Below are 23,536 nucleotides of genomic sequence, written 5' to 3'. Positions count from 1 at the left end.
TGTTGCGCAAAAAGTAATGATCGCGGCAAAAACACTCAGACTTTTACCGCAAACCCGCGTAGTTGAGCGCTCGGCAAGTTGATACCGAAGGTATTGGCCCCGGCCTCGCTGTGCACGAAAACACTGCCGCCGTGCATCAGGGCGATTGCCTTGACGATGGCCAGGCCCAGTCCGTGGTTGCCGCCGCCGCTGTTGGCGCGGGCCGCATCCACCCGATAGAAGCGCTCGAACAGCATCGGCAGGTGTTCTTCATCTATCGCCGGCCCTGGGTTGCTCACCGCGATGCTGACTAGTTCGTCATCCGCCTCGATGCGCACCTGGATCGCCTGGTGCGGCGCGGTGTGCTGCACGGCGTTGTTCAGCAGGTTGATCAGCGCCCGGCGCAACTGGGCCTTTTCGATGCAGGCCTGGGCATCGCCGCTGACGGTGACGCTGACGTGGGCGTCTTCGAGGATGTAGTCGAGGTAGTCGAGGGTAGTGGCCACTTCCTCGGCCAGCGAGGCCTGGGTAAGGGCGGTGGCCTTGCTGCCCTGGTCGGCGCTGGCCAGGAACAGCATGTCGTTGATGATGCTGCGCAAACGCTCGAGTTCTTCGAGGTTCGATTGCAGTACCTCGAAGTAGTGCTCGGCGCTGCGCCCGCGGGTGAGGGCGACCTGGGTCTGGCCGATCAGGTTGGTCAGCGGCGAGCGCAGTTCGTGGGCGACGTCGGCGTTGAAGGCTTCCAGTTGCGAATAGGCCTGACTGACCCGGTCAAGGGTGGCATTGAAGGTGCCGGCGAAGCGCGCCAGTTCCGGCGGCAGGTCGCGGGTCTGCAGGCGACCGTCCAGGCGTGGCGGCGCCAGGGCCTGGGCTTCTTCGGAGAGGGCGAGCAGGGGCCGCAGACCAATATGCGCGACCCAGTAACCAAGCAGCGAAGCCAGCAGCACGCCGAAAACCGCCAGGCCAACGATGGCCACCAGCAGGCTGTGCTGGGCCTGCCAGAAGGTTTCAGTGTCGATGCCGATCAGAAAACGCAGGGGCGGGCGCTCACCCTGCGCGGGCAGCTCGCTGACCAGCACCTTGTAGGGATAGGGGCTGTCGGACAGGCGCAGCTCGCGCATGCCCACAGGGCCCTTGGCGAAGCCGCGCACCTGTTCGCTGGGCTGGCCGTACTCGAAGGCCGGGGCGCCGCTCACCACCCAGAAGCGGATGCGCCGGTCTTCTTCGCTCAGCAGGTTGAGTTTGTTGTTGATCTTGGCCCAGTGCTCGGCGGTGCCGAAGCGGTTGAGGGTGGATTCGAGCACGCTGAAGCGTGCGTCCAGTTCGGCTGCTGGCAGCAGGTCAAGGCTGTGGTCGACCTGGCGGTACAGCGCGCTGCCGATCAGCACGAACACGGCCAGCGCCACCAGGGCGAAGAGCGCCGCCAGGCGCAGGGCGATGGAGTTGCGCCAAGCATTCATGGGGCGCTACCTGCGGCCGATTCACGGGGGCGGGTATTGCAGGCTTCAGCCACGATGTTCCAGGACATAGCCCATGCCTCGAATGGTATGCAGCAGCTTGTTGTCGAACGGCCCGTCGAGCTTGGCGCGCAGGCGCTTGATCGCCACCTCGACGACATTGGCGTCACTGTCGAAATTGATGTCCCAGACCAGCTCGGCGATGGCGGTCTTGGACAGGATCTCGCCCTGGCGCCGGGCCAGCACGCTGAGCAGCGAGAACTCCTTGGCGGTCAGGTCCAGGCGCTGGCCGGCACGGCTGGCCTTGCGTGCCATCAGGTCGATCCACAGGTCCGCCACCTGGATCTGCAGCGGCTCATGAATGGCGCTGCGCCGGGTCAGGGCTTGCAGCCTGGCCACCAGTTCGAGGAACGAGAACGGTTTGCCCAGGTAGTCGTCGGCGCCTTCGCGCAAACCGTGGATGCGGTCCTCGACCCGCTCGCGGGCGGTGAGCATGATCACCGGCGTCTGCTTGCGCGCCCGCAGCGCGCGCAGCACGCCATAACCATCCAGGCCAGGCAGCATCACGTCGAGCACGATCACCGCATAGTCGCCTTCGAGCGCCAGGTGCAGGCCGTCGATGCCGTCGCGCGCCAGGTCGACAGTGAAGCCCTGCTCGGTGAGGCCACGATGCAGGTAGTCGGCGGTTTTTTCTTCGTCTTCGATGATCAGCACACGCATGGTCTTGTCTCAACTGGCGGTCGGCGCGGGGGCGACGGTGGCCTGGCGGCGGTGGAACAGACGCTCCAGGGCCAAGTATATGACCGGGGTGGTGAACAGCGTCAGGGCCTGGCTCACCAGCAGGCCGCCGACCACGGCGATGCCCAGTGGCTGGCGCAGTTCGGCGCCGGCGCCGAAGCCGAACATCAGCGGCAGCGCGCCGAGCAGTGCGGCCAGGGTGGTCATGATGATCGGGCGGAAGCGCACCAGGCACGCCTGGTGGATCGCCTGCTCGGGCGTCATGCCGTGGTTGCGCTGGGCTTCGAGGGCGAAGTCGATGAGCAGGATGCCGTTCTTCTTGACGATCCCGATCAGCAGCACCACGCCGATCAGGCCCATGATGGTGAAGTCCTGGCCCATGGCCCAGAGCAGGATCAGCGCGCCCAGGCCCGCCGAGGGCAGGGTGGAGATGATGGTCAGCGGGTGCACGAAGCTCTCGTAGAGCACGCCGAGGATGATGTACACCGCCACCAGCGCGGCGAGGATCAGGTAGGGCTGGCTCGACAGTGAACTCTGGAACGCCTGGGCGGCGCCCTGGAAGTTGCCGGCGATGGAGTCGGGCATGCCCAGTTCGCGCTGGGTGCGTTCGAGGATCTGCACCGCATCGCCCAGGGCCACGCCGGGGGCCAGGTTGAACGACAGGTTGGCCGCCGGGAACAGGCCGTCGTGGCTGATCGACAGCGGCCCGGTGCTGGGCGGCGCGACATGGGCCAGGGCCGACAGCGGCACCATCTCGCCGGACAGCGGCGAGCGCAGGTAGAAGTAGTTGAGGCTCTCGGCCTTGCCGCGCTGGCGGGCGTCCAGTTCGAGGATCACCTTGTACTGGTTGGTCTCGGTCTGGAACTCGCTGATCTGCCGCTGGCCGAAGGCATCGTACAGCGCCTGGTCGACGTCGGTGGTGGTCAGGCCGAAGCGCGCCGCGGCCTGGCGGTCGATGTCGATGCGGGTGACGCTGGCGCCCAGTTGCAGGTCGTTGGACAGGTCGCGGAACGCCGGATTCTCGCGCAGGCGTTCGGTCAGGCGCTGGGTCCACAGGTTCAGCGCGACGCCGTCGTTGCTCTTGAGTACGTACTGGTACTGGGTGCGCGACGGCCCGGAACTGAGGTTGATGTCTTGCCCTGCGCGCAGGTACAGGACGATGCCGGGAACCTGCGCCAGTTTCGCGCGCATGCGGTCGATCCATTCGCTGGCCGACACGTCGCGCTCGCCACGGGGCTTGAGGGAGATCCAGAAGCGCCCGTTGGCGATGGTCTGGTTGCTGCCGGTGACACCGACCGAATGGGAGAAGGCGCGCACCGCCGGGTCGGCTTCGATGATCTTCGCCAGGGCCTTGTGCTTCTCGATCATCGCGGGGTAGGACACATCGGCCGCCGCCTCGCTGGTGCCGAGGATGAAACCGGTGTCCTGCAGCGGGAAGAAGCCCTTGGGGATGGCCACGTAGCCGACCACCGCCAGTGCCAGGGTCAGGCCGAACACGCCGAGGGTGACGCGCTGGTGCGCCAGGGCCCGGTCCAGGCCCTTCTCGTACCAGCGCACCAGGCGCTGGCCGAAACCGTCATGCTGCGTCTCGGGCGGGCGGCGCATGCACAGCGCGGCGAGGGTCGGCGCCAGGGTCAGCGAGACCACCACCGAAATCAGGATGGTCGCGGTGGCGGTCAGGGCGAATTCCTTGAACAGCCGGCCGACCACGCCGCCCATGAACAGCAGCGGAATGAACGCGGCGATCAGCGAGAAGCTGATCGACACCACGGTGAAGCCGATCTCGCCGGCGCCCTTGAGCGCGGCCGTGCGGCTGTCGTCGCCGGCCTCCAGGTGGCGGTGGATGTTCTCTACCACGACGATGGCATCGTCCACCACGAAGCCCACGGCGATGACGATGGCCACCAGGGTGAGGTTGTTGAGGCTGAAGCCGAACACGTACATCAATGCGCAACTGGCGATCAGCGACACGCCGAGCACGCTGGAAACGATGAAGGTCGCCGACCACTGGCGCAGGAACAGCGCCATCACCCCGATCACCAGGGCCACGGCGATCAGCAGGGTCAGCTCGACCTCGTGCAGCGAGGCGCGGATGGTCTGCGTGCGGTCCTGCAACACCGACACCTCGACCGCCGCCGGCAGCATTTCCTGCAGGCGGGGCAGGGCAGCCATCACCCGGTCCACGGTGTCGACGATGTTCGCCCCGGGTTGGCGGAAGATCACCAGGTTCAACCCCGGCTGTTCGCCGGACCAGGCCCTGACGTAGGCGTTCTCGGCGCCGTCGATCACCTTGGCGACGTCGGCCAGGTGCACCGGGGCGCCATTGCGGTAGCTGACGATCAGCTTCGCGTAGTCCTCGGGGTGGAACAGCTGGTCGTTGGCGGCGAGGGTCGACACGCTGTGCTCGCCGTACAGCGCGCCCTTGGCCAGGTTGAGGCTGGTCTGCTGGATGGCCTGGCGGATGTCGGCCAGGGTCAGGCCGATGGCCGCGAGCTTTTCGGGCTGGGCCTGCACGCGGATGGCCGGGCGCAGTTGCCCGGTGATGTTGATCAGGCCGACGCCGTCGATCTGGCTGAGCTGGCGGGCCAGCAAGGTCTCGGCGTAGTCACTCAGTTGGTTGCCGGGCATCTGCGCCGAGCTGACGGTGAGGATCAGCACCGGGCTGTCGGCCGGGTTGACCTTGCGCCAGGTGGGCGGGCTGGGCAGGTCCTGAGGCAGGCGCGCGGTGGCGGTGTTGATCGCCGCCTGGACCTCCTGGGCGGCGGTGTCGATGTTCTTGTCGAGGGTGAACTGCAGGATCAGGTTGGTCGAACCCAGCGCGCTGCTGCTGGTCATCTGGGTCATGCCGGGGATGGCGCTGAACTGCACCTCCAGGGGCGTGGCGACCGACGAGGCCATGGTTTCCGGGCTGGCACCGGGCAACTGGGCGGTAACCTGGATGGTCGGGAAGTCGGCCTCGGGCAACGGCGCCACCGGCAGGCGCGGGAAGGCGATGGCACCGAGCAGTACCAGGGCGAAGGTCAGCAGCAGGGTGGCGATGGGGTGGTCGATGCACCAGGCCGAGACGCCGTTGCGGGTGTTCATGGCTGGCTCCTGCTTTCGGCCATTTGCGCCGGGGCAGGGGTGTCGGGGGTGACTTCCACGGTGCTGCCGGGCTTGAGCCGCGACTGGCCGTCCAGCACCAGGCGATCGCCGGCCTTGACCCCGGCAATGACGTTCAGCGTGCTGTCCTGGTACACCACCTTGACCGGTACGGCGCTGACCTTGTCGCCGTCCAGGCGGTAGACAAAATGGCCGTCGATGCTGCGCTGCACCACCGGTGGCGGTACCACCAGCGCATCCTCGTCCACCGCCGTGCGCAGGCGCACGGTAACCAACTGGCCCGGCCACAGGCGGCCGTCCTTGTTGTCGAACTCGGCCTTGACCCGCACCGTGCCGGTGGTGGCCGAGACCTGGTTGTCGATCAGCATCAAGTGCCCCCTGGCGAGCAGGCTGCGTTCGCCGTCGGCGTCCAGGTAGGTCTCCACTTCGGCGGGCGTGGCCGAGTTGAGCAGGCCCTGCAGCACTGGCAGCTGCTGTTGGGGCAGGGCGAACTCCACGGCGATCGGATCGATCTGGGTGACGCTGAACAGGCTCTGGGTGTCGCTGGTGCGTACCAGGTTGCCAGGGTCGACGTTGCGAATGCCGACGCGACCGCTCACCGGCGAGCGGATCTGCGTGTAGCTGAGCTGCACCGCGGCATTGTCGATGGCCGCCTGGTTGCCCTTGATCGTCGCCTGCAACTGGTTCACCAGCGCCTGCTGCTGGTCGAGGGTCTGCTTCGACACGCCGTCGTCGCTGCTGAGCAACTGGTAGCGCTTGAGGTTGACGTTGCCCACCTGCAACTGCGCCTGGGTCTGGCCGAGCTGGGCGCGGGCCTGGTCGAGGTTGGCGCGGATCGCCCGGTCATCGAGGGTGGCCAGCAGGTCGCCCTGCTTGACCCACTGGCCTTCCTTGACCAGCACCTGGGTCAGCACGCCCTCGACCTGCGGGCGCACCTCGACGCTGTGCAGCGACAGCACCGAGCCTATGGCGCTCAGGTAGCGCGGCACGTCCTGCTGGGCCACGGCGACCACGCGCACCGGTATCGCGCTGGCGGCGCGGTTGACCGGGGCTTCGCGGCGCAATCCCTGCCAGGCGCCGATGGCGACCAGCAGGGCGAGGGCCAGGGCGGCGAGTACGAGGGAGCGGGACGGACGTCGCATCGGGGCGGGCACCTTGGCCAAGGGGCTGGGAAATGGATTGGGCTTTTGCAGGGTTATAGCGCGCCGAGCGGGTCGGCAGCGTGACGCCAGGCTGTCACGGCTGTCAGTTTCGGCGCGTTGATGGCCAAGTGCCAATACCCTGCCATGGATCAATGTTACGCCGGCGTTTGCCCCTAGAGTCGTACGCCCTGCCGATTTCCCGTACAACAACGAGTGCCTCCGATGAAGTGCAATATGCCTGTTACCGGTCGCGAAGTGGATTACCCCGGCGACGCCAACATCCTGTCCACCACCGACCTGGACAGCCGCATCACCTATGCCAATGAAGATTTCCTGCGGGTCAGCGGGTTCCCGCGCGAGGAGCTGCTGGGCAATCCCCACCACATTGTCCGCCACCCCGACATGCCGCCCCAGGCCTTCGCCCAGATGTGGCAGGCGCTCAAGGCCGGACGCTCGTGGATGGGGCTGGTGAAGAACCGTTGCAAGAACGGCGACCACTATTGGGTAAGTGCGTTCGTTTCGCCGATCAGCAGCGGCGGGCAGGTGCTGGAGTACCAGTCGGTGCGGACCAAGCCTGGGGTCGAGCAGGTCGCGGCGGCAGAGCGGTGTTATGCAAGGTTGCGCGAAGGCCGGCGTGGCTGGCGCGAGCGCTTGCCGGTGCTGCAGCTGGGCACGCGCTTGTCGCTGGCGGTCGGTGTGGTGCTGGCGCTGGTGATCGGCGCGGGTCAATGGTGGCTGGGGGCGCCGCTGCTGGAATCGCTGCTGGAGATGGTGGCGGCGGCGGGCTTGAGCAGCCTGGCGATCCTGGTGTTGCTGCGCCCATACGAGCGGCTGCGTCGGCAGGCCCAGGCGATTGCCGACAATCCGCTCAGCCAGCACCTGTACACCGGCAGGCGTGACGGCCTGGGGCAGATCGAGTTCGCCATGCGCATGCTCAAGGCGCAGCTGGGGGCGGTGGTCGGGCGCATCGGCGACACCTCCTCGCGCCTGGCCGGGCATTCTGGCTCGCTGGTCGAGGCTTTGCACAGCAGCCACGCCAACAGCCTCGAGCAGCAGAGCGAAGCCGACCAGGTGGCCACGGCGATCCAGCAGATGAGCGCCAGTGTCGCCCAGGTGGCCAGCAGCGCGCAGATGGCGGCGATGGCGGCCGACCAGGCCGAGGACGAGACCCAGTCAGGCCACCAGCTGGTCGATCGCAACCGCTGCGCGATCCAGGACCTGGCCGGCTCGCTGGTGGAGGCCAGCGAGGTGATCCAGCAACTGGAGAACCACAGCAGCGAGATTTCCGGAGTGCTCGACGTGATCCGTGGCATCGCCGAGCAGACCAACCTGCTGGCGCTCAACGCCGCCATCGAGGCGGCGCGTGCGGGCGACCAGGGGCGGGGGTTCGCGGTGGTCGCCGACGAGGTGCGTGGCCTGGCCCAGCGCACCGCGCAGTCGACCCACGATATCCAGCGCATGATCGGTGCCCTGCAGGACGGCGCCCGCGCGGCGGTGCAGGTGATGCAGCAGAGCAGTGCCCATGCCGGGCACAGCGTCGAGCAGGCGCAACTGGCCAGCGACGCGCTGGACAGCATAAGCGTGCGGGTCAACCAGATAAACGAAATGAGCTTGCAGATCGCCGCGGCAGTGGAGCAGCAGAGCCAGGTCAGCGAGAACATCAACCGCAACATCACCAGCATCCGCCAGGCCAGCGAGGCGACGGTCAGCGTCGGGCAGCGCAGCCACAGCAGCGCCAGTGACGTGGCGGACCTGGCCAAGGACCTGCGGCGGCTGGCGGATGAGTTCTGGCGGCGCTTGTAGGAGCGGCTTTAGCCGCGATGCGGGCAACGCCGTTGTGGCACCCGCTTCGCGGGTGATCGCGGCTGAAGCCGCTCCTACAAATGGCTTAGAAACCGATGAATGCGTAGTAGACCGGTGCTTCGCCCGTCACCTGCAAATGATGTTCCGTCAGCTCGGAGGCAAGCGCCTCGTCCTGCACATGCACCGCCCACGGTCCATCGACCGCCTGTGGCGCCAGCTCCAGCACCGAGGCAAACGCCGCCATGTCCGGCAGCCACGCCGTAAACCCGTTGCCCTTCAACGCACTGGTGGTCATCCCCAGCGCCTGACAGATCGCCACCTTGGCCGCGATGTCATCGCGGTCGGCCTGGCGTGAGGCTTCGATCAGGGCACGCAGCGCCTCATCCACTGGCAGGTTGCCGTGAATCAGTTCCGGCCCTTGCGTCCAGGCCTCGGGCGGGCAGTCCTTGTTTTCCGGGCGTAGCGGCAGGTGCGGGTTGATCTCTGCCGGGTAGATCCGACAGACCAGCGGGCGGCTTTCATAGATGCCGCACAGGTCGTTGTCATCGAGGTTGCGGCAGCGCCCCGGATTGAACGCGGCGAAGGTCACCGAAACCTGCAACTGCGCGTCACCGCATGGCACCGGGTGCGACCGGCGCAGCACATGCTCGCGCTGGTCTGCCGGCATGCCAGGGCCATCGACGAGAAAACCTTCGATCAGCACCACCACCTGGCCGCCGGAGATCGCCCACTGCCGGGCCTCGGCCAGGGTCAAAGGCACATGATGGCCCGTGCAGCATTTGCCGCAGCCGGTGCAGGCGAAGCGAATATTGTCGCTCATCGCTTGCTGGCTTCCCATTCCGTGGTGAAGGCTTGCTGGCGTTGGCGGTCGTAGAGGCACAGCTCGGTACCGGTGCGGTTCTGCATGTGCTTCTGCGGGTAGGTGCCCTCGATCAGCAGCGCGCTGTAACCGACCTGGTCGTCAAACTCGGCGGGCTTGCCCAGGGCGTGGGCATCCTTGAACTGGCTGGCGCCCAGGCAGGCCTTGAGCATGTGCTGGCGTTGGTCGCTCCAGGCTTGGTTGCTCGAAGCGTGGACTGCGCCGCTGGCGAGGGCGCAGAGAATCAGGAACGAATTGAGAAATTTCATACGCGACACCGGCAATGAACCTGCGAAGGGCGCGAATTATGCCCGAACGTTTTCCTTCATCAAGTCAGGAAAATCCTGACTTGATGTGTCAGCGCTCCTCGAACACCACCGCCCGCGCCGCCGTCACCAGGCAGTTGGTCAGCTCCGGCGAGGAGAACTTGGTGAGAATGGCATTGGCCCCGGCCAGCTTGGCCTTGTCACCGCTCATCGCGCTGTCCAGCGAGGTGTGCAGCAGGATGTACAGGTGCTGGAAGTCCGGGGTTTCGCGCAGGGTGCGGGTGAAGGCGAAACCGTCCATCTCGGACATCTCGATGTCCGAGACGATGATGTTGATCTCCCTTTCGGTGCCTTGCAGCTCCAGCAGCACATTGATCGCATCCTTGGCGCTGCGCGCTGTATGGCACTCGATGCCAAGGTTGCGCAGGGTGTGTACCGACTGCTGCAACGCGACCTGGCTGTCGTCTACCACCAAAATATTGGCGGCGGCCAGCAGGCTGGCGTCCTCTTCGCTGACTTCACCCGGGTGCGGTTCGTGGGGCGGTGGGGCGATGCCGTGGATGACCTTTTCGATATCCAGCACCTGCACCAGGGTGTTGTCGACCCGGGTGACGCCGGTAATGAACGAGCGATTGCCCGAGCCATAGGGTGGCGGTTTGATGTCGGTGCTCAGGCAATGGACGATACGGCTCACCGCTTGCACGTGCAGGCCCTGGCGCGAGCGGCTGATCTCGGTGACGATCAGGCAGCCGCCGTCGGGGTCGGTCAGGGGCATTTCACCGATGGCGCGGGAGAGGTCGATCACCGACAGCGAGTTGCCGCGCAGGGTGGCGACGCCTTTGACGTGCGGGTGGGACTCCGGCAGCTTGGTCAGCGGCGGGCAGGGGATGATCTCGCTGACCTTGAGCAGGTTGATAGCCATCAGCTTGCCGCTGCGCAGGGTGAACAGCAGCAGGGACAGCGAGTCCGCGCGGGCTTTTTGCGTGGCCATGGACAACCTTCGCTATGAATGAGGGGGAGGATGCCGGGTTATCGGCTTTCTGGCGCCAGGCTTTAGCTTAGTTTGCTATTCGCTCTGTATGGGGCTGCTTCGCCGCCCCATCAGCGCAGCCCCAAGCGCTTGGCCAACCGGCTCAGGTTGGCCCGATCCAGGCCCAGCTCCCGGGCTGCGGCTGCCCAGTTGTCCTGGTGACGATCCAGGCACGCTTCGACGATCTGCCGTTGATAATCATCCACCGCCTCGCGCAGCCCCCCCTCGGGTAGCGGCGCGTCAGCCGAGGGTGCCTCGGTTTCTGCCAGTATGCTCGGCGCCACGTTGCGCAGATCGAGGTCAGCCGCTTCCAAGGTGAGGATCTTCGGCCGCCGTCCGTGCTGCCCCAATGCCTTGAGCGCCGAGCGACCGATCAGGTGCTCCAGTTCGCGCACGTTGCCCGGCCAGCCGTACGCCAGCAGGGCGGTCTGAGCGTCGGTGGACAGCCGCAGGCTCCCCAGCCCCAGGCGCGCGCGGTTCTGTTCGAGGAAAAAGCCCGCCAGCAACAGCACGTCGCGGCCTCGCTCGCGCAGGGGCGGAACTTGCAGCGGGTAGACGCTCAGCCGGTGGTAGAAGTCGGCCCGGAAGTTACCATTGCGCACCTCTTCGGCCAGGTCGCGGTTGGTCGCGGCGATCAGGCGTACATCGACCTGATGGTCGCGGTCCGAACCCAGGCGTTGCAGCTGCCCGCTCTGCAGTACCCGCAACAGTTTGGCCTGCACCGCCAGCGGCAGCTCGCCGACCTCGTCGAGGAACAGCGTGCCGCCGTTGGCCAGCTCGAACTTGCCGCGGCGTTCACCATGGGCGCCGGTAAAGGCGCCGCGCACATGACCGAACAGTTCGCTCTCCACCAAGGTGTCGGGCAGGGCGGCGCAGTTGAGGCTGACCATCGGCTTGCCGGCACGCTGGCTGGCATGGTGCAGGGCCTGGGCCACCAGTTCCTTGCCGACGCCGGTCTCGCCGGTGATCAGCACGGTCAGGTCGCTGCCACCGACCAGTCGGATCTCCTCGACCAGGCGCTTGTGCGCCTTGCTCTGGCCGATCAGTTCGCGGTCCTGGCCGCTGGCCTGGCGATACACCTCGGCGCGCTGGTGTTCATCCTCGGCGCGCAGGGCCAGGTGCTCGATGCGCTCGGCCACGGTCACCGTGGCGGCGGCCAGGCTGGCGAAGGCCTGCAGGGCGTCGAGTTCGAGGCTCTGGAACTGGCCGGCGGTGAGCGCGTCGAGGGTCAGCAGACCCCACGGGCGTTCGTCGACCATCAGCGGGCAACCCATGCAGTCGTGCACCTCGAGATCCACATGGGCGGCGTCGACCAGGCCGTCGTAAGGGTCGGGCAGCGGGCTGTCGCTAGGGAAGCGGGTGGGCTCGGAGCGGCTGAGCAGGGCCTGGAAGCGCGGGTGCTCGCTGACCCGGAAGCGTCGGCCCAGGGTGTCCGCCGACAAGCCATCCACCGCCAGCGGCACCAGCCACTCGCCATCCAGGCGCAGCAGCGCCGCGGCATCGCACGGCAGCAGACCGCGCATGGCCTGCAGCAGCCGGCGGTAGCGTTCCTGGTCGGGGAGGTCGCGGGACAAGTCGCTCACCAAGGGGAGGAGGGCGGTGAGCAGGGGCTTTGCAGTCATATGGACTCCTGTTGGTCGGAATGACTATACGCCTGAGTGTGTCCTTTTGACATCGATCAATGAAAACCCCCGGTTTTACTGACGATCAAAGTTGGCACGATTGCTGAAATGGTCTACGCAACCATTCGAAGCCACAGGCTCAGGAGTTGTCGTAATGCTCAATGCCGAACAACGTGCAATCATCAAAGCCACCGTGCCCCTGCTGGAAAGTGGTGGCGAGGCCCTGACCACCCACTTCTACAAGATGATGCTCAGCGAGTACCCCGAGGTACGCCCGCTGTTCAACCAGGCCCACCAGGCCAGCGGCGACCAGCCGCGTGCCCTGGCCAACGGCGTGCTGATGTACGCCCGGCACATCGACCAGCTCGAGCAGCTGGGCGATCTGGTAGGCCAGATCATCAACAAGCACGTCGCCCTGCAGATTCTCCCTGAACACTACCCGATCGTCGGCAGCTGCCTGCTGCGCGCCATCGAGGAAGTGCTGGGCAAGGAGATCGCTACCGCCGAGGTGATCGCTGCCTGGGCGGCGGCCTACGGCCAGCTTGCCGACATCCTCATTGGCGCCGAGGAGAACCTGTACAAACAGAAGGAAGAGGCTGCCGGCGGCTGGCGTGGCACCCGCGAATTCCGCCTGGTGCGCCGCGAGCAGGAAAGCCGCGAGATCGTCTCGTTCTACTTCGCTCCGGTCGATGGCAAGCCGGTGCTCAAGGCCGAGCCGGGCCAGTACATCGGCCTGAAGCTGGAAATCGATGGTCAGGAGCAGCGTCGCAACTATTCGCTGTCGGCCCTGTGCGACGGTGAGCAGTACCGCATCAGCGTCAAGCGCGAGGCGGGCGGCAAGGTCTCCAACTACCTGCATGATGGCTTGATGGTCGGCGATACCCTGCAACTGTTCCCGCCTTCCGGTGATTTCACCCTGGTCGCCAGCGACAAGCCGCTGGTGCTGATCAGCGGCGGCGTGGGCATCACCCCGACCCTGGCCATGCTTGAGGCGGCCCTCGAGACCGAACGCCCGGTGCACTTCATCCATTGCGCGCGCAACGGCGCGGTGCATGCCTTCCGCGACTGGATCGATGGCCTGGCGGCGCGCCACCCGCAACTCAAGCGCTTCTACTGCTACGCAGAAGAAGATGGCAGCCAGGCTGCCGACGCAGTGGGCCTGCTGGACCAAGACCTGCTGGCTGAGTGGCTGCCGCGTGAACGTGATATCGACGCCTACTTCCTCGGACCCAAGGGCTTCATGGCGGCGATCAAGCGTCAGCTCAAGGGCCTGGGTGTGCCGGAAGGGCAGAGCCGCTACGAGTTCTTCGGGCCTGCGGCGGCTTTGGAGTGAAGCGCTGAGCCCATCGCGGGGCAAGCCCGCTCCCACGAAGCCGAGGATGGCGGCGTGGGAGCGGGCTTGCCCCGCGATGGACTTCATCCCAATCGCTGCGGTTCGGCGTTCAGTCGGGCCGCCAGCACACGGATGCTCCCGGCCGTGGGTAATCGAGAACGAAGCGGACGATGTCATTCGACGCTGTCGGCCTGGCCGAGCGCCGAACCGCAGCGATTGGGCCTAACCGATCTTCTATATAAGGAAGAGGTGAACGCGGTTACACCCGCTTTCATCTTTAATCCTCCTTTAATCACTGTATCCTTCACTCCCAGGTGTCGAGGGGCCTGCTCCTGCCCGGCACCTGGGCTGGCGCATTTTTCACGTGCGTCAGTGAACCGAAACCGACCCGCTCGGTCCTAGGTCATCAGTGGATAGCCGCGCACGCCCCCGCTCGATGCATTCAAAGGTCATCTCCAGCGTGTAGACTGGGCGCCCCTCGGGCAGCCCGCGCTGTCACTCTCCATCGAAGGAATCGGCAATGAACGAACTCTCATCGCGCCTGAATCGGGAACGGCGCTTTCTGGTGCTCCTCGGCGTGATCTGCCTGGCGCTGATCGGCGGCGCCCTGTACATGCAGGTGGTGCTGGGCGAGGCACCTTGCCCGCTGTGCATCCTGCAGCGCTATGCCCTGCTGTTCATCGCGATCTTCGCCTTCATCGCCGCCGCCATGCCCGGGCGCCGCAGCCTGACCTTCTTCGAGGCGTTGGTGGTGCTCAGCGCCATCGGTGGCATCGTTGCCGCCGGCAACCATGTGTATATACTCGCCAACCCCATGGTCAGCTGCGGTATCGACACCTTGCAGCCCATCGTCGACGACCTGCCGCTGGCCAAGCTCTGGCCGCTGGCGTTCCAGGTCGATGGGTTCTGCTCCACGCCCTACCCACCGATCCTCGGCCTGTCCCTCGCGCAATGGGCGCTGGTGGCGTTCGTGCTGACGGCGGTGCTGGTGCCCCTGGGCATCTACCGAAACCGTCGCCGCGCTTAGACCAAAGTCCCGAATTGACCTGGGTCTATTGCGCGGCGAGATAAGCTGCAAATGGCCCCCGATGATTGATCCAGGTCAGCCACCAACCCTTGCGCGGCAAGGGTTTCAGGGCTACTGCGCGGGGTGCGACAAACTGTCGCGAAGTTGATTTTTTGACCAGTATTGTTACGCATTCTGTAAAAGACTGTTGCTCAATAAGTCATAGTCATCGTGGGGCGACCTATCTACAATCGCCCCCAATTTCCGTTCGGCACTGCTTGCGAGTCGCAGGATTGATGGGAGCCGCAGCGCTTTCCATTTGCTGACTTCGACAAGTTTCGCCCAACGGCGATACCGGGCGGACACCCCTCCGCGTTTTCCCGCACCAAATGGACTTGGTCTGAAGTACAGGCCTGTTGCCTACGAAACCATAAGCACCGCCAACCCGCTTGACGCCAAGATCCAGCAGTCGGATCCCTGGCAGGGGCGAGTACGGGCGCCAATTGCCGCACTTGGCAGGACGAAGTGTTGGCTACCAAAACACAAATTGCATTGAAGCAAGCTGATCTAGAGGTCGTGAGATGAGTAAAAAGCGTTACCCCAGACTGTTTGGCATATTGCCCTTTTTAGGCATGCTTTTACTCAGTGGGTGCAACTGGACCCTGCTCGATCCGAAGGGCCAGGTCGGCATTGAGCAGAAGAACCTGATCCTGATCGCCACCGGCCTGATGCTGCTGGTGGTCGTGCCCGTGATCATCATGACCCTGGCGTTCGCCTGGAAGTATCGCGCGTCCAACAAGGCCGCCACCTACACCCCCGACTGGTCGCACTCGACCAAGATCGAGGCCGCGGTGTGGATCATCCCGATCCTGATCATCATCGCCCTGGGTTACTTCACCTACCACTCCACCCACAAGCTGGACCCGTACCGTCCACTGGATTCCGATGTGAAGCCGGTGCAGATCGACGTGGTCGCGCTGGACTGGAAATGGCTGTTCATCTACCCGGAACAGGGCATTGCCACGGTCAACAAGATCGTCTTCCCGGCTAACACCCCGGTCAACTTCCGCGTGACCTCCGACGCCGTGATGAACTCCTTCTTCATCCCGGGCCTGGGTGGCCAGATCTACGCCATGGCTGGCATGACCACCAAACTGCACCTGATCGCCAACGAGAACGGTGAGTTCGACGGTATCTCCGCCAACTACAGCGGCGCCGGCTTCACCGGTATGAAATTCAAGGCTGTTGCCACCTCCCAGGCCGACTTCGATGCATGGGTCGCCGAGGTGAAGGCTTCGCCGAAGAAACTGGACCAGGCCGAATATGACGCCTTGGCCAAAGCAAGCGAAAACAACCCAGTCGCGCTGTACAGCGAGGCTCAGGCTGACCAGTTCCAGCGCATCGTCGACAAGTACGAAGGCATGAACCGCGGTCGTCCGAACCACGAAGAAGCAGGCAGCAAAGACCTGGCCACTACCAAGGGTGTGGAATCGAGTATGCAACCAGCTGCCGGTGCAGAGGAGTAAGAGATGTTCGGTAAATTAACTCTGGAGGCGATACCGTATCACGAGCCGATAGTCATGGTGACGCTTGCCATGATCGCGCTCGGTGGTATCGCTGTCGTTGGTGCCATCACCTATTTCCGCAAGTGGACCTACTTGTGGACCGAGTGGCTGACCACGGTCGACCACAAGAAAATCGGCGTGATGTACATCATCGTCGCTATGGTCATGCTGCTGCGCGGCTTCGCCGACGCCATCATGATGCGTACCCAGTTGGCCGCCGCCACCGGTGGCTCCGAAGGCTACCTGCCGCCTGAACACTATGACCAGATCTTCACCGCCCACGGTGTGATCATGATCATCTTCATGGCGATGCCGTTCTTCACCGGCCTGATGAACCTTGCGGTTCCTCTGCAGATCGGTGCACGTGACGTTGCCTTCCCGTTCCTGAACTCCCTGAGCTTCTACCTGCTGCTGGCAGGCGTGCTGCTGGTCAACATCTCGCTGGGCGTTGGTGAATTCGCCAAGACCGGCTGGGTTGCCTATCCGCCGCTCGCGGGTATCCAGTACAGCCCTGGGGTGGGTGTCGACTACTACATCTGGGCGCTACAGCTATCAGGTCTGGGTACGACGCTTACCGGCGTGAACTTCCTCGTCACCGTGATGAAGATGCGCGCCCCTGGCATGAAGCTGATGGACATGCCGATCTTCACCTGGACCTGCACCTGGGCCAACGTGCTGATCGTCGCTTCCTTCCCGATCCTGACCGCCGCACTCGCACTGCTGACTGTTGACCGTTATCTGGACTTCCACATCTTCACCAACGAGCTTGGTGGGAACCCGATGATGTACGTCAACCTGTTCTGGGCGTGGGGTCACCCTGAGGTCTACATCCTGATCCTGCCGGCCTTCGGCGTGTTCTCGGAAGTTACCTCTACCTTCGCAGGCAAGCGTCTGTTCGGTCACCACTCGATGATCTACGCATCGGGCGCGATCGCCATCCTCGGCTTTGCGGTCTGGCTGCACCACTTCTTCACCATGGGTGCCGGCGCCAGCGTCAACACCTTCTTCGGCCTGGCGACGATGCTGATCTCCATTCCGACCGGTGTGAAGCTGTTCAACTGGCTGTTCACCATCTACCAGGGCCGTCTGCGCTTCACCGCGCCGATCATGTGGACCCTGGGCTTCATGGTCACCTTCTCCATCGGTGGCATGACCGGCGTCCTGCTGGCTGTTCCAGGTGCCGACTTCGTTCTGCACAACAGCCTGTTCGTGATCGCCCACTTCCACAACGTGATCATCGGTGGCGCGGTATTCGGCTACATCGCCGGCTTCGCCTTCTGGTTCCCGAAAGCCTTCGGTTTCACCCTGAACGAGAAGTGGGGCAAGGCTGCCTTCTGGTTCTGGATCTCCGGCTTCTACGTAGCGTTCATGCCGCTGTACGCCCTGGGCTTCATGGGCATGACCCGTCGTCTGAACCACTCCGACAACCCGCTGTGGGAACCCTACCTGTACGTAGCCGTGGTCGGCGCCGTGCTGATCCTGTTCGGTATCGCCTGCCAGCTGATCCAGATCTACGTCTCGGTTCGCGATCGCAAGGACAACATGGACGTCACCGGCGACCCATGGGGCGGCCGTACCCTGGAATGGTCGACTTCGTCGCCACCTCCGTTCTACAACTTCGCCCACATGCCTGAGCACGTTGGCCTGGACGCCTGGCACGAAGCCAAGCAAGCCGGCGCCGCCTACAAGGCTCCGGCCAAGTACGAAGCGATCCACATGCCGAGCAACACTTCCACCGGTCTGTTCATGGGTCTGTTGCTGACCGTGTTCGGCTTCGCCTTCATCTGGCACATCTGGTGGCTGGTGGGTGCGAGCCTGGTTGCGACCATCGCTGTCTTCGTTCGCCACGCCGCGCGTGACGACCAGGGCTACATGGTGCCGGCCGAAGAAGTGGCGCGCATCGAAGGCGAGCGCATGAAAGCGCTGGCCAACGCTGGTGCACTGCCTGCTGGCGGCGCACGTGTCGAATCGTTTGAACGGGTGTAATCAATGTCCAGTCAAGTAATCCACGGTGGCGCGCATGGTCATGACCATGCGCACGATGACCACCACCACGACTCGGGCCAGATGACCGTACTCGGTTTCTGGCTGTACCTGATGACCGACTGCATCCTGTTTGCGTCGCTCTTCGCCACCTACGCGGTGCTGTCCGGCGGTTTCGCCGGCGGCCCGTCGGGTCACGACATCTTCCAGCTCGACTTCGTGCTGGTCGAAACCGCGTTCCTGCTGCTGTCCTCGATCACCTTCGGCTTCGCCATGCTGAAGATGTTCGCCGGCAACAAGGCAGGTGTATTGGGCTGGTTGGCTGTGACCTTCCTGTTCGGTGCAGGCTTCATCGCGATGGAAATCTATGAGTTCCATCACCTGATCGCCGAAGGCTACGGCCCGCAGCGCAGTGGCTTCCTGTCGGCGTTCTTCGCGCTGGTCGGTACCCACGGCCTGCACGTGACTGCCGGTCTGATCTGGATGGCAATCATGATGTACCAGATCAACAAGCACGGCATCACCCCGACCGCCAAGACCCGCATGAGCTGCCTGAGCCTGTTCTGGCACTTCCTCGACGTGGTCTGGATCTGCGTGTTCACCGTCGTCTACCTGCTGGGGGTTCTGTAATGGCTAGCGCACACGACACTCATCACGAAGGCAATCACGGTAGCGTGAAGTCCTACATGATCGGCTTTGTACTGTCGATCATCCTGACCGCGATCCCGTTCGGCCTGGTGATGTACCCAAGCCTGCCGAAGAACCTGACCGTCCTGATCGTGGTGGCCATGGCCGTCATCCAGGTGGTGGTGCACCTCGTGTACTTCCTGCACATGGACCGCTCGAAAGAGCAGCGCTCCAACGTGTCGACGTTCCTGTTCACCGTTCTGGTAATTGCACTGCTGGTCGGCCTGTCGCTGTGGATCATGTTCAGCATCCACTTCGAAATGCTGGCCAAGTGAGGTAAGACTGCATGTCCGTGAAGCACTTTATCCAAATCACCAAACCGGGGATCATTTTCGGTAACGTGCTTTCCGTGGCAGGCGGTTTCTTCCTTGCCGCCAAGGGGCATGTGGATTTCGCCCTGTTCCTGGCGGTGGTGATCGGTACGTCCCTGGTGGTCGCGTCCGGATGCGTGTTCAACAACTGCATCGACCGTGACATCGACCACAAGATGGAGCGCACCAAGAACCGCGTCATGGTCCAGGGCGGCATGTCGCTGCCCCTGGCGCTGATCTACGCCACCCTGCTCGGGGTGGCGGGTTTCAGCTTGCTGTATGTCCAGGCCAACCCGCTGTCGGCGTTCTGCGCCCTGGTTGGCTTCGTGGTCTACGTCGGCTTCTACAGCCTGTGGCTCAAGCGCAAATCGGTGCACGGCACCCTGGTCGGCAGCCTGTCCGGTGCCATGCCTCCGGTGATCGGCTACTGCGCGGTGAGCAACAGCTTCGACCTGGCCGCGTTCACCCTGCTGGTGATGTTCAGCCTGTGGCAGATGCCGCACAGCTTTGCCATCGCCATCTTCCGCTTCAAGGACTACAGCGCCGCCAACATCCCGGTCCTGCCGGTGGCGCGCGGTATCCTCGCGGCGAAGAAGCAGATCGTGCTGTACGTGCTGGCCTTCGTCCTCGCCACCCTGATGCTGACCCTCGGCGGCTACGCCGGCCTGGGTTACCTCGCCGTGGCGGCCGCCATGGGCCTGTACTGGCTGTACATGGCCTGGGGCGGCTACAAGGCCGAGGACGACAGCAAGTGGGCGCGCAAGGTATTCGGCTTCTCCATCCTCACCGTCACTGCCCTGAGCGTGATGATGGGCGTGGACAGCCAGACCGCGGCCGACGTGCTGATGACCTACGCACGCTGAAACACCCCAGCTGCTCAAGACGCCCCGGCTTGCCGGGGCGTTTTTTTTGCCTCGGAAAATTCATTCGAAGGGCAGTTGACAGCGCCATGCCCTTTGCCGGATGTTATGCGCCGCAGGTCAGGACGACCTGCAGGCCAGGGTAGGCCGCGATCCATTCGGATCGATCCACATGACAAGGACTGTTCCATGACCGAATCGAGCTCCGCTCCTTCGGCGTGCGCGGCTTCGCTGCGCCAACGCCATGCCTCTGCCAGCACCGCTACCGCGCTGGCCATCCTCGAATGCCTGTTTCGTCGACGCAGCCTGGCCCCCGGGCAGGATGACGCGCTGGATGATGCCGTGCTCGCCCCGCACCTGCCCAAGGTGCTGCAGGCCGTCGAGCGCGGGCTGCCGGTGGAGATGGTCCTCCCGGCCTTCCCCGGCAAGTCGCCCAACCGCCAGAAGACCCTCGGCCCGCTCCCGGACCTGGCAGAGCACCATGCCATCGACGAGCTGAACCGCCTGGCGGAGGAAATCCGTGCATTGCATGCCCCCGGTGCGGTCATTCACATCTGCTCGGACGGCTATGTCTTCGCCGACCTGGTGCGGGTGCCCGATGCCCATGTCCAGGCCTACACCGACGATATCCAGCGCTATGCCAGCCAGCACTATCCCGGCCGCTTCACCTTGTTCGACCTCAAGGATGCCTATCCGCAGCTGGGCTGCCTGGACTCCATGCGCGAAGAGCTGATGATCGAGCATGGCCAGTCGCTGCGCGCCCTGCAGCAGCGCTTCGAGGACGAGGAGCATATGCGGCTGATGTACTGCGGCATCCATCGTTTCCTCGCCGAGGACTACGCCGGGCTGGTGGAGTTCGAAGGCATGAGCATGAACGCGGTGAAGAAGGCCGCCAAGCCCGCCTCCCAGCGGGTGATCCAGCGTAGCGAGGCCTGGAGTGCGTTGCTGCAAGCGCGCTATCCGCATTGCCTGCGCCTGTCGATCCACCCGCAGTTGGCGGTATCGAGCAAGATCGGCATCCGCCTGGTGCCGACCAGCGACCTGTGGCGCACCCCCTGGCATTCGGTGGCGATCAAGCGTCGTGGCGTGGTGACCCTCGACCGGCGCAGCAATGTCGATGAGCGTTACAGCCGGCTGGTATTCCGCCGTGGCCGGCCTTGCCACTACGCCAGCGCGCAGTGAGGGTGGCGCCAATGGACATACGCGCGGTTCTGTTCGACCTGGACGGCACCCTGGTCGATACCCTGCCGGATATCGCCTGGTGCCTGAATCATGTGCTGAGCCTGCACGGGCTGCGCACGCTGCAGCCGGATGAGGTGCGCGGCATGATCGGCGGCGGTGTGGCGGCGATGCTCGAAAGGGCCGCCGTCGGCCTCGACGCCGAGCAACGTCAACGCCTGCATGACGACTACAGCAGCTGCTATCACGACAACCTGGTCCGGCGTTCCCGAGTCTTCCCAGGTTGTATCGGCCTGATCGAGAGGATTGCCGACAAAGGGCTGCCCATGGCTGTCGTCACCAACAAGGCCCACACCCTCGCCGAGCGTGTCGTGCAAGGGCTGCTGCCCGCGCAGCAATTTGCCGCGGTGCTCGGTCATCGCCCCGGCGAGCGGCTCAAGCCGGCACCGGACATCGCGCTGCAGGCTGCCGAACGGCTGGGCATCGACCCAGGCCACTGCCTGTTTGTCGGCGATACCCCCGTCGACCTGTTGACCGCCAAGGCCGCCGGCATGCCCGCCGCCGCCGTCGGTTGGGGCTACGGCGAGTGGCAAGCCTTGCTCGAGCAGCGGCCACAGTTCCATTGCCAGCAACCCTTGCAGCTGCTCCGGGCCCTGCGCCCTGAGCAAGTGCGCCACTGTGCAAGCCAATCCGCAACGCCAATCGGTTCGCTGTAGCCGTTCTCAAGGAAGACACGACATGCAAGACAAAGACAGCTGGATGGAGGCCGTCGGCCAGGTGCTGGACGCTTACCTGCTCAAGGCCCAGGACGACCGCTTCGACCAAGCGGGCAGGGCGCACCTGGCCCACGACCTGGCGCGCTGCTTCGACAGTGGCGAGCCGCTGCGCATGGTGCTGCCGGGTTTCCCGTGCAAGTCGCCGAATGATCACGACAAGACCTTCGGCGTGCTGCCCGACCATGGCGAGGTGATCGCCATCGAGCGCCTCGACCGCCTCGCCCAGGAGCTCGCCGAGCTCCACGCCCCTGGCTGCGAGATAGCGATCCTCAGCGACGGCACCACCTTCAACGATATCGTCGGCGTGCCGGACGACGTGCGCCGCGCCTACAACCAGGCGCTGCGCACTCTGTGCACCACCCATTGCATCCGCTGGGTGAGCATGGAAGACCTGTTCCCCCAGGCCAGCAGTGCCGAGGCCCTGCGCGCCACCCTGGTCAAGCAGGCCCGCCTGCCGTGGAAGAATGTCGAGGCACTGATCGAGCAGTGCCAGCACGACGAGGCCCTGGGCCGGACCCACGACAAGTTGTGCAGCCACCTCTACAACGACCTGCGCCTGTGCCGCCAGGCCGGGCAGGACGAAGACGAGCACCTGCGCCAGATCAGCTACAAGGCCTACCAGATGATGCTGCGCGGCCAGGCCTTGAATGCGGCGGTCGAGCGGTTTTTCCCCGGGCACGTGCGCCTGTCGGTGCACCAGTACGACAACGCCGGCCCCAAGTTCACCGTGGCCCTGGCCGAGGGGCTCGATCATGTAGCCAGCCCCTGGCATGCAGTGCCGGTGCGCCAGCTTGACGGTCACCAGACCCTGCGCGGCCGCGCGCAGATCGACCCCGCGCGGCATGTGCTGGTGACCTGGCAGGGGCAGCCATGGCTGTTCCATGAAACAGCGGGCGAGGCGCTCGAGGGCTTCAACTTCACATTGCAGAAGCTCCCCCTGTTCGGGTTGCTGGTCAGCGACCCGCTGGGGCTGGGTTTCCAGCGACTGTCCACCGAGACCTTGCAGGCCCTGGTGCGCAGTTTCGGTTTTGTCTGCCTCAGAGGCTGTGAATTCACCGACCAGCAGGCATTCGCCACCGACTGCGAGCGTTTCGGCACCATCTACCGTTGGTCCTTTGGCGAGGTGCATGTGGTCAAGCCGGCCGACCAGCCCCAAGGCGTGGTGCATTCGCTGGAGAAGACACCCTTGCACTGGGACCTCAACATGCTGCCCGACAGCGATCCGCTGGTGCAGCGCGATCCCAAGTTCTGTGCCCACACCTTCATGCTGTATTGCAAGACGCCGCCGCAGCCGGGGGAAGGGCAGACCACGGTCGTCGACAGCCGCAACGCCTTGCGCAAGGTGGGCCTGCGCACCGCCCGTCAGTGGCAGGGCATCGATTTGACCTACTACACGCGCATGACCTATTTCGGCGGTTCGCCGCGCAGCTACTCGCTGGTCGACCTCGATCCGCGCAGCGGCGAGCGGGTACTGCGCTACCAGGAGGGCTGCCAGTCGTCGTTGCAGACCCTCGAACAGAAGGTGCAGGGGCACGACGATGACTTCCAGCAGGCATTGATCAGCCAGCTCGACGAACTGGTCTACGACCCCGAATGCCTGATTGCCCATGAGTGGCAGGCGGGTGACCTGGTGCTGATCGACAACTACCAGACCTTGCACGGGCGCCTGCCGATGAGCGCGGCCTCGGCCGCGCGCGAACTGTGGCGGGTGCAGGTCTACTGAGCCCTTTGACGGCGGTGCTTGCCGGTGTTTCGGCAAGCACCGCCTGCTGAGGCTGATTCTGTAATTACGATTTTTTCAAACGAAGTGGCTGAAAAAATCTAATAAAACAGGAAAT

The 23,536-nt window shown here is 64.5% G+C and carries 19 protein-coding genes; 11 read left to right on the top strand and 8 right to left on the bottom strand.

Annotated elements, in window-relative coordinates:
* Positions 1-35: 35 nt before the first annotated feature.
* Genes CCOS191_RS22535 through CCOS191_RS22520 form a run of 4 tightly spaced genes read right to left on the bottom strand, consistent with a single transcriptional unit; the run spans position 36 to position 6,418 of the window.
* Positions 36-1,439 (bottom strand): heavy metal sensor histidine kinase, encoded by a 1,404-nt coding sequence (locus tag CCOS191_RS22535; protein WP_046857064.1) that lies wholly within the window; start codon positions 1,437-1,439, stop codon positions 36-38.
* Positions 1,440-1,484: 45 nt separating this feature from the next.
* Entirely contained in the window at positions 1,485-2,156 is a 672-nt protein-coding gene (locus tag CCOS191_RS22530; RefSeq protein ID WP_046857063.1) for a heavy metal response regulator transcription factor, read from the bottom strand.
* A 9-nt stretch (positions 2,157-2,165) separates the two neighbouring features.
* On the bottom strand, positions 2,166-5,258 hold the full coding sequence (locus tag CCOS191_RS22525) for a multidrug efflux RND transporter permease subunit (RefSeq protein WP_046857062.1): 3,093 nt from the start codon (positions 5,256-5,258) through the stop codon (positions 2,166-2,168).
* The gene (locus CCOS191_RS22520; RefSeq protein ID WP_046857061.1) at positions 5,255-6,418 is read right to left on the bottom strand and encodes an efflux RND transporter periplasmic adaptor subunit; all 1,164 of its coding nucleotides are present in this window, start codon (positions 6,416-6,418) and stop codon (positions 5,255-5,257) included. Before CCOS191_RS22520 ends, CCOS191_RS22525 begins: the two co-directional genes overlap by 4 nt.
* Positions 6,419-6,640: 222 nt before the next feature.
* Between CCOS191_RS22520 and CCOS191_RS22515 the strand changes: the two genes are divergently transcribed.
* Positions 6,641-8,221, top strand: coding sequence for a methyl-accepting chemotaxis protein (locus CCOS191_RS22515; RefSeq protein ID WP_046857060.1), 1,581 nt, complete (start codon positions 6,641-6,643; stop codon positions 8,219-8,221).
* A gap of 85 nt (positions 8,222-8,306) precedes the next feature.
* Here the strand turns inward: CCOS191_RS22515 and CCOS191_RS22510 are convergent, their stop codons facing one another.
* From CCOS191_RS22510 to norR, 4 genes are all read right to left on the bottom strand, one after another.
* Complete coding sequence (locus CCOS191_RS22510) at positions 8,307-9,041, bottom strand: YkgJ family cysteine cluster protein (RefSeq protein ID WP_046857059.1); 735 nt, start codon at positions 9,039-9,041, stop codon at positions 8,307-8,309.
* Positions 9,038-9,349: a hypothetical protein gene (locus tag CCOS191_RS22505; RefSeq protein WP_046857058.1), complete on the bottom strand. Its 312-nt coding sequence runs from the start codon at positions 9,347-9,349 to the stop codon at positions 9,038-9,040. Before CCOS191_RS22505 ends, CCOS191_RS22510 begins: the two co-directional genes overlap by 4 nt.
* An 88-nt stretch (positions 9,350-9,437) precedes the next feature.
* Positions 9,438-10,337 carry a chemotaxis protein gene (locus CCOS191_RS22500; RefSeq protein WP_046857057.1) on the bottom strand — a complete coding sequence of 300 codons (900 nt, stop codon included), beginning with the start codon at positions 10,335-10,337 and terminating at the stop codon, positions 9,438-9,440.
* Between the two features lie 110 nt (positions 10,338-10,447).
* Positions 10,448-11,998 (bottom strand): nitric oxide reductase transcriptional regulator NorR, encoded by a 1,551-nt coding sequence (gene norR / locus CCOS191_RS22495; protein WP_046857056.1) that lies wholly within the window; start codon positions 11,996-11,998, stop codon positions 10,448-10,450.
* Positions 11,999-12,152: 154 nt separating this feature from the next.
* On the opposite strand from norR, the gene hmpA reads away from it, so the two are divergent.
* From hmpA to CCOS191_RS22445, 10 genes are all read left to right on the top strand, one after another.
* Positions 12,153-13,331, top strand: a complete 1,179-nt coding sequence (gene hmpA / locus CCOS191_RS22490; protein ID WP_046857055.1) for an NO-inducible flavohemoprotein — start codon at positions 12,153-12,155, stop codon at positions 13,329-13,331.
* Between the two features lie 520 nt (positions 13,332-13,851).
* Positions 13,852-14,358, top strand: coding sequence for a disulfide bond formation protein B (locus CCOS191_RS22485; protein WP_023629873.1), 507 nt, complete (start codon positions 13,852-13,854; stop codon positions 14,356-14,358).
* Between the two features lie 560 nt (positions 14,359-14,918).
* Entirely contained in the window at positions 14,919-15,863 is a 945-nt protein-coding gene (cyoA, locus tag CCOS191_RS22480; RefSeq protein WP_038707394.1) for a ubiquinol oxidase subunit II, read from the top strand.
* A 3-nt stretch (positions 15,864-15,866) separates the two neighbouring features.
* On the top strand, positions 15,867-17,888 hold the full coding sequence (cyoB, locus tag CCOS191_RS22475) for a cytochrome o ubiquinol oxidase subunit I (protein ID WP_023629874.1): 2,022 nt from the start codon (positions 15,867-15,869) through the stop codon (positions 17,886-17,888).
* A gap of 3 nt (positions 17,889-17,891) precedes the next feature.
* On the top strand, positions 17,892-18,515 hold the full coding sequence (locus CCOS191_RS22470; RefSeq protein WP_023629875.1) for a cytochrome o ubiquinol oxidase subunit III: 624 nt from the start codon (positions 17,892-17,894) through the stop codon (positions 18,513-18,515).
* On the top strand, positions 18,515-18,847 hold the full coding sequence (cyoD, locus tag CCOS191_RS22465; RefSeq protein WP_023629876.1) for a cytochrome o ubiquinol oxidase subunit IV: 333 nt from the start codon (positions 18,515-18,517) through the stop codon (positions 18,845-18,847). Before CCOS191_RS22470 ends, cyoD begins: the two co-directional genes overlap by 1 nt.
* Before the next feature lie 11 nt (positions 18,848-18,858).
* Positions 18,859-19,746, top strand: coding sequence for a heme o synthase (gene cyoE / locus CCOS191_RS22460; RefSeq protein ID WP_023629877.1), 888 nt, complete (start codon positions 18,859-18,861; stop codon positions 19,744-19,746).
* A 186-nt stretch (positions 19,747-19,932) separates the two neighbouring features.
* Positions 19,933-20,925 carry an isocyanide synthase family protein gene (locus CCOS191_RS22455; protein ID WP_082120482.1) on the top strand — a complete coding sequence of 331 codons (993 nt, stop codon included), beginning with the start codon at positions 19,933-19,935 and terminating at the stop codon, positions 20,923-20,925.
* 11 nt (positions 20,926-20,936) lie between these two features.
* On the top strand, positions 20,937-21,638 hold the full coding sequence (locus CCOS191_RS22450; RefSeq protein WP_046857054.1) for an HAD family hydrolase: 702 nt from the start codon (positions 20,937-20,939) through the stop codon (positions 21,636-21,638).
* 22 nt (positions 21,639-21,660) lie between these two features.
* On the top strand, positions 21,661-23,421 hold the full coding sequence (locus CCOS191_RS22445; protein ID WP_046857053.1) for an isocyanide synthase family protein: 1,761 nt from the start codon (positions 21,661-21,663) through the stop codon (positions 23,419-23,421).
* The last annotated feature ends 115 nt before the right edge of the window (positions 23,422-23,536 follow it).

Source organism: Pseudomonas sp. CCOS 191 (assembly GCF_001007005.1).
Taxonomy (GTDB): domain Bacteria; phylum Pseudomonadota; class Gammaproteobacteria; order Pseudomonadales; family Pseudomonadaceae; genus Aquipseudomonas; species Aquipseudomonas soli.
The sequence above is the reverse complement of the archived record's forward strand: the minus strand, read 5'-3'. Positions and strand labels throughout refer to the sequence as shown.

What these genes read in the sequence shown, in the direction of transcription:
- CCOS191_RS22535 (WP_046857064.1), bottom strand. Translation starts at nt 1,439, where the DNA reads ATGAATGCTTGGCGCAACTCCATCGCCCTGCGCCTGGCGGCGCTCTTC.
- CCOS191_RS22530 (WP_046857063.1), bottom strand. Translation starts at nt 2,156, where the DNA reads ATGCGTGTGCTGATCATCGAAGACGAAGAAAAAACCGCCGACTACCTG.
- CCOS191_RS22525 (WP_046857062.1), bottom strand. Translation starts at nt 5,258, where the DNA reads ATGAACACCCGCAACGGCGTCTCGGCCTGGTGCATCGACCACCCCATC.
- CCOS191_RS22520 (WP_046857061.1), bottom strand. Translation starts at nt 6,418, where the DNA reads ATGCGACGTCCGTCCCGCTCCCTCGTACTCGCCGCCCTGGCCCTCGCC.
- CCOS191_RS22515 (WP_046857060.1), top strand. Translation starts at nt 6,641, where the DNA reads ATGAAGTGCAATATGCCTGTTACCGGTCGCGAAGTGGATTACCCCGGC.
- CCOS191_RS22510 (WP_046857059.1), bottom strand. Translation starts at nt 9,041, where the DNA reads ATGAGCGACAATATTCGCTTCGCCTGCACCGGCTGCGGCAAATGCTGC.
- CCOS191_RS22505 (WP_046857058.1), bottom strand. Translation starts at nt 9,349, where the DNA reads ATGAAATTTCTCAATTCGTTCCTGATTCTCTGCGCCCTCGCCAGCGGC.
- CCOS191_RS22500 (WP_046857057.1), bottom strand. Translation starts at nt 10,337, where the DNA reads ATGGCCACGCAAAAAGCCCGCGCGGACTCGCTGTCCCTGCTGCTGTTC.
- norR (WP_046857056.1), bottom strand. Translation starts at nt 11,998, where the DNA reads ATGACTGCAAAGCCCCTGCTCACCGCCCTCCTCCCCTTGGTGAGCGAC.
- hmpA (WP_046857055.1), top strand. Translation starts at nt 12,153, where the DNA reads ATGCTCAATGCCGAACAACGTGCAATCATCAAAGCCACCGTGCCCCTG.
- CCOS191_RS22485 (WP_023629873.1), top strand. Translation starts at nt 13,852, where the DNA reads ATGAACGAACTCTCATCGCGCCTGAATCGGGAACGGCGCTTTCTGGTG.
- cyoA (WP_038707394.1), top strand. Translation starts at nt 14,919, where the DNA reads ATGAGTAAAAAGCGTTACCCCAGACTGTTTGGCATATTGCCCTTTTTA.
- cyoB (WP_023629874.1), top strand. Translation starts at nt 15,867, where the DNA reads ATGTTCGGTAAATTAACTCTGGAGGCGATACCGTATCACGAGCCGATA.
- CCOS191_RS22470 (WP_023629875.1), top strand. Translation starts at nt 17,892, where the DNA reads ATGTCCAGTCAAGTAATCCACGGTGGCGCGCATGGTCATGACCATGCG.
- cyoD (WP_023629876.1), top strand. Translation starts at nt 18,515, where the DNA reads ATGGCTAGCGCACACGACACTCATCACGAAGGCAATCACGGTAGCGTG.
- cyoE (WP_023629877.1), top strand. Translation starts at nt 18,859, where the DNA reads ATGTCCGTGAAGCACTTTATCCAAATCACCAAACCGGGGATCATTTTC.
- CCOS191_RS22455 (WP_082120482.1), top strand. Translation starts at nt 19,933, where the DNA reads ATGACCGAATCGAGCTCCGCTCCTTCGGCGTGCGCGGCTTCGCTGCGC.
- CCOS191_RS22450 (WP_046857054.1), top strand. Translation starts at nt 20,937, where the DNA reads ATGGACATACGCGCGGTTCTGTTCGACCTGGACGGCACCCTGGTCGAT.
- CCOS191_RS22445 (WP_046857053.1), top strand. Translation starts at nt 21,661, where the DNA reads ATGCAAGACAAAGACAGCTGGATGGAGGCCGTCGGCCAGGTGCTGGAC.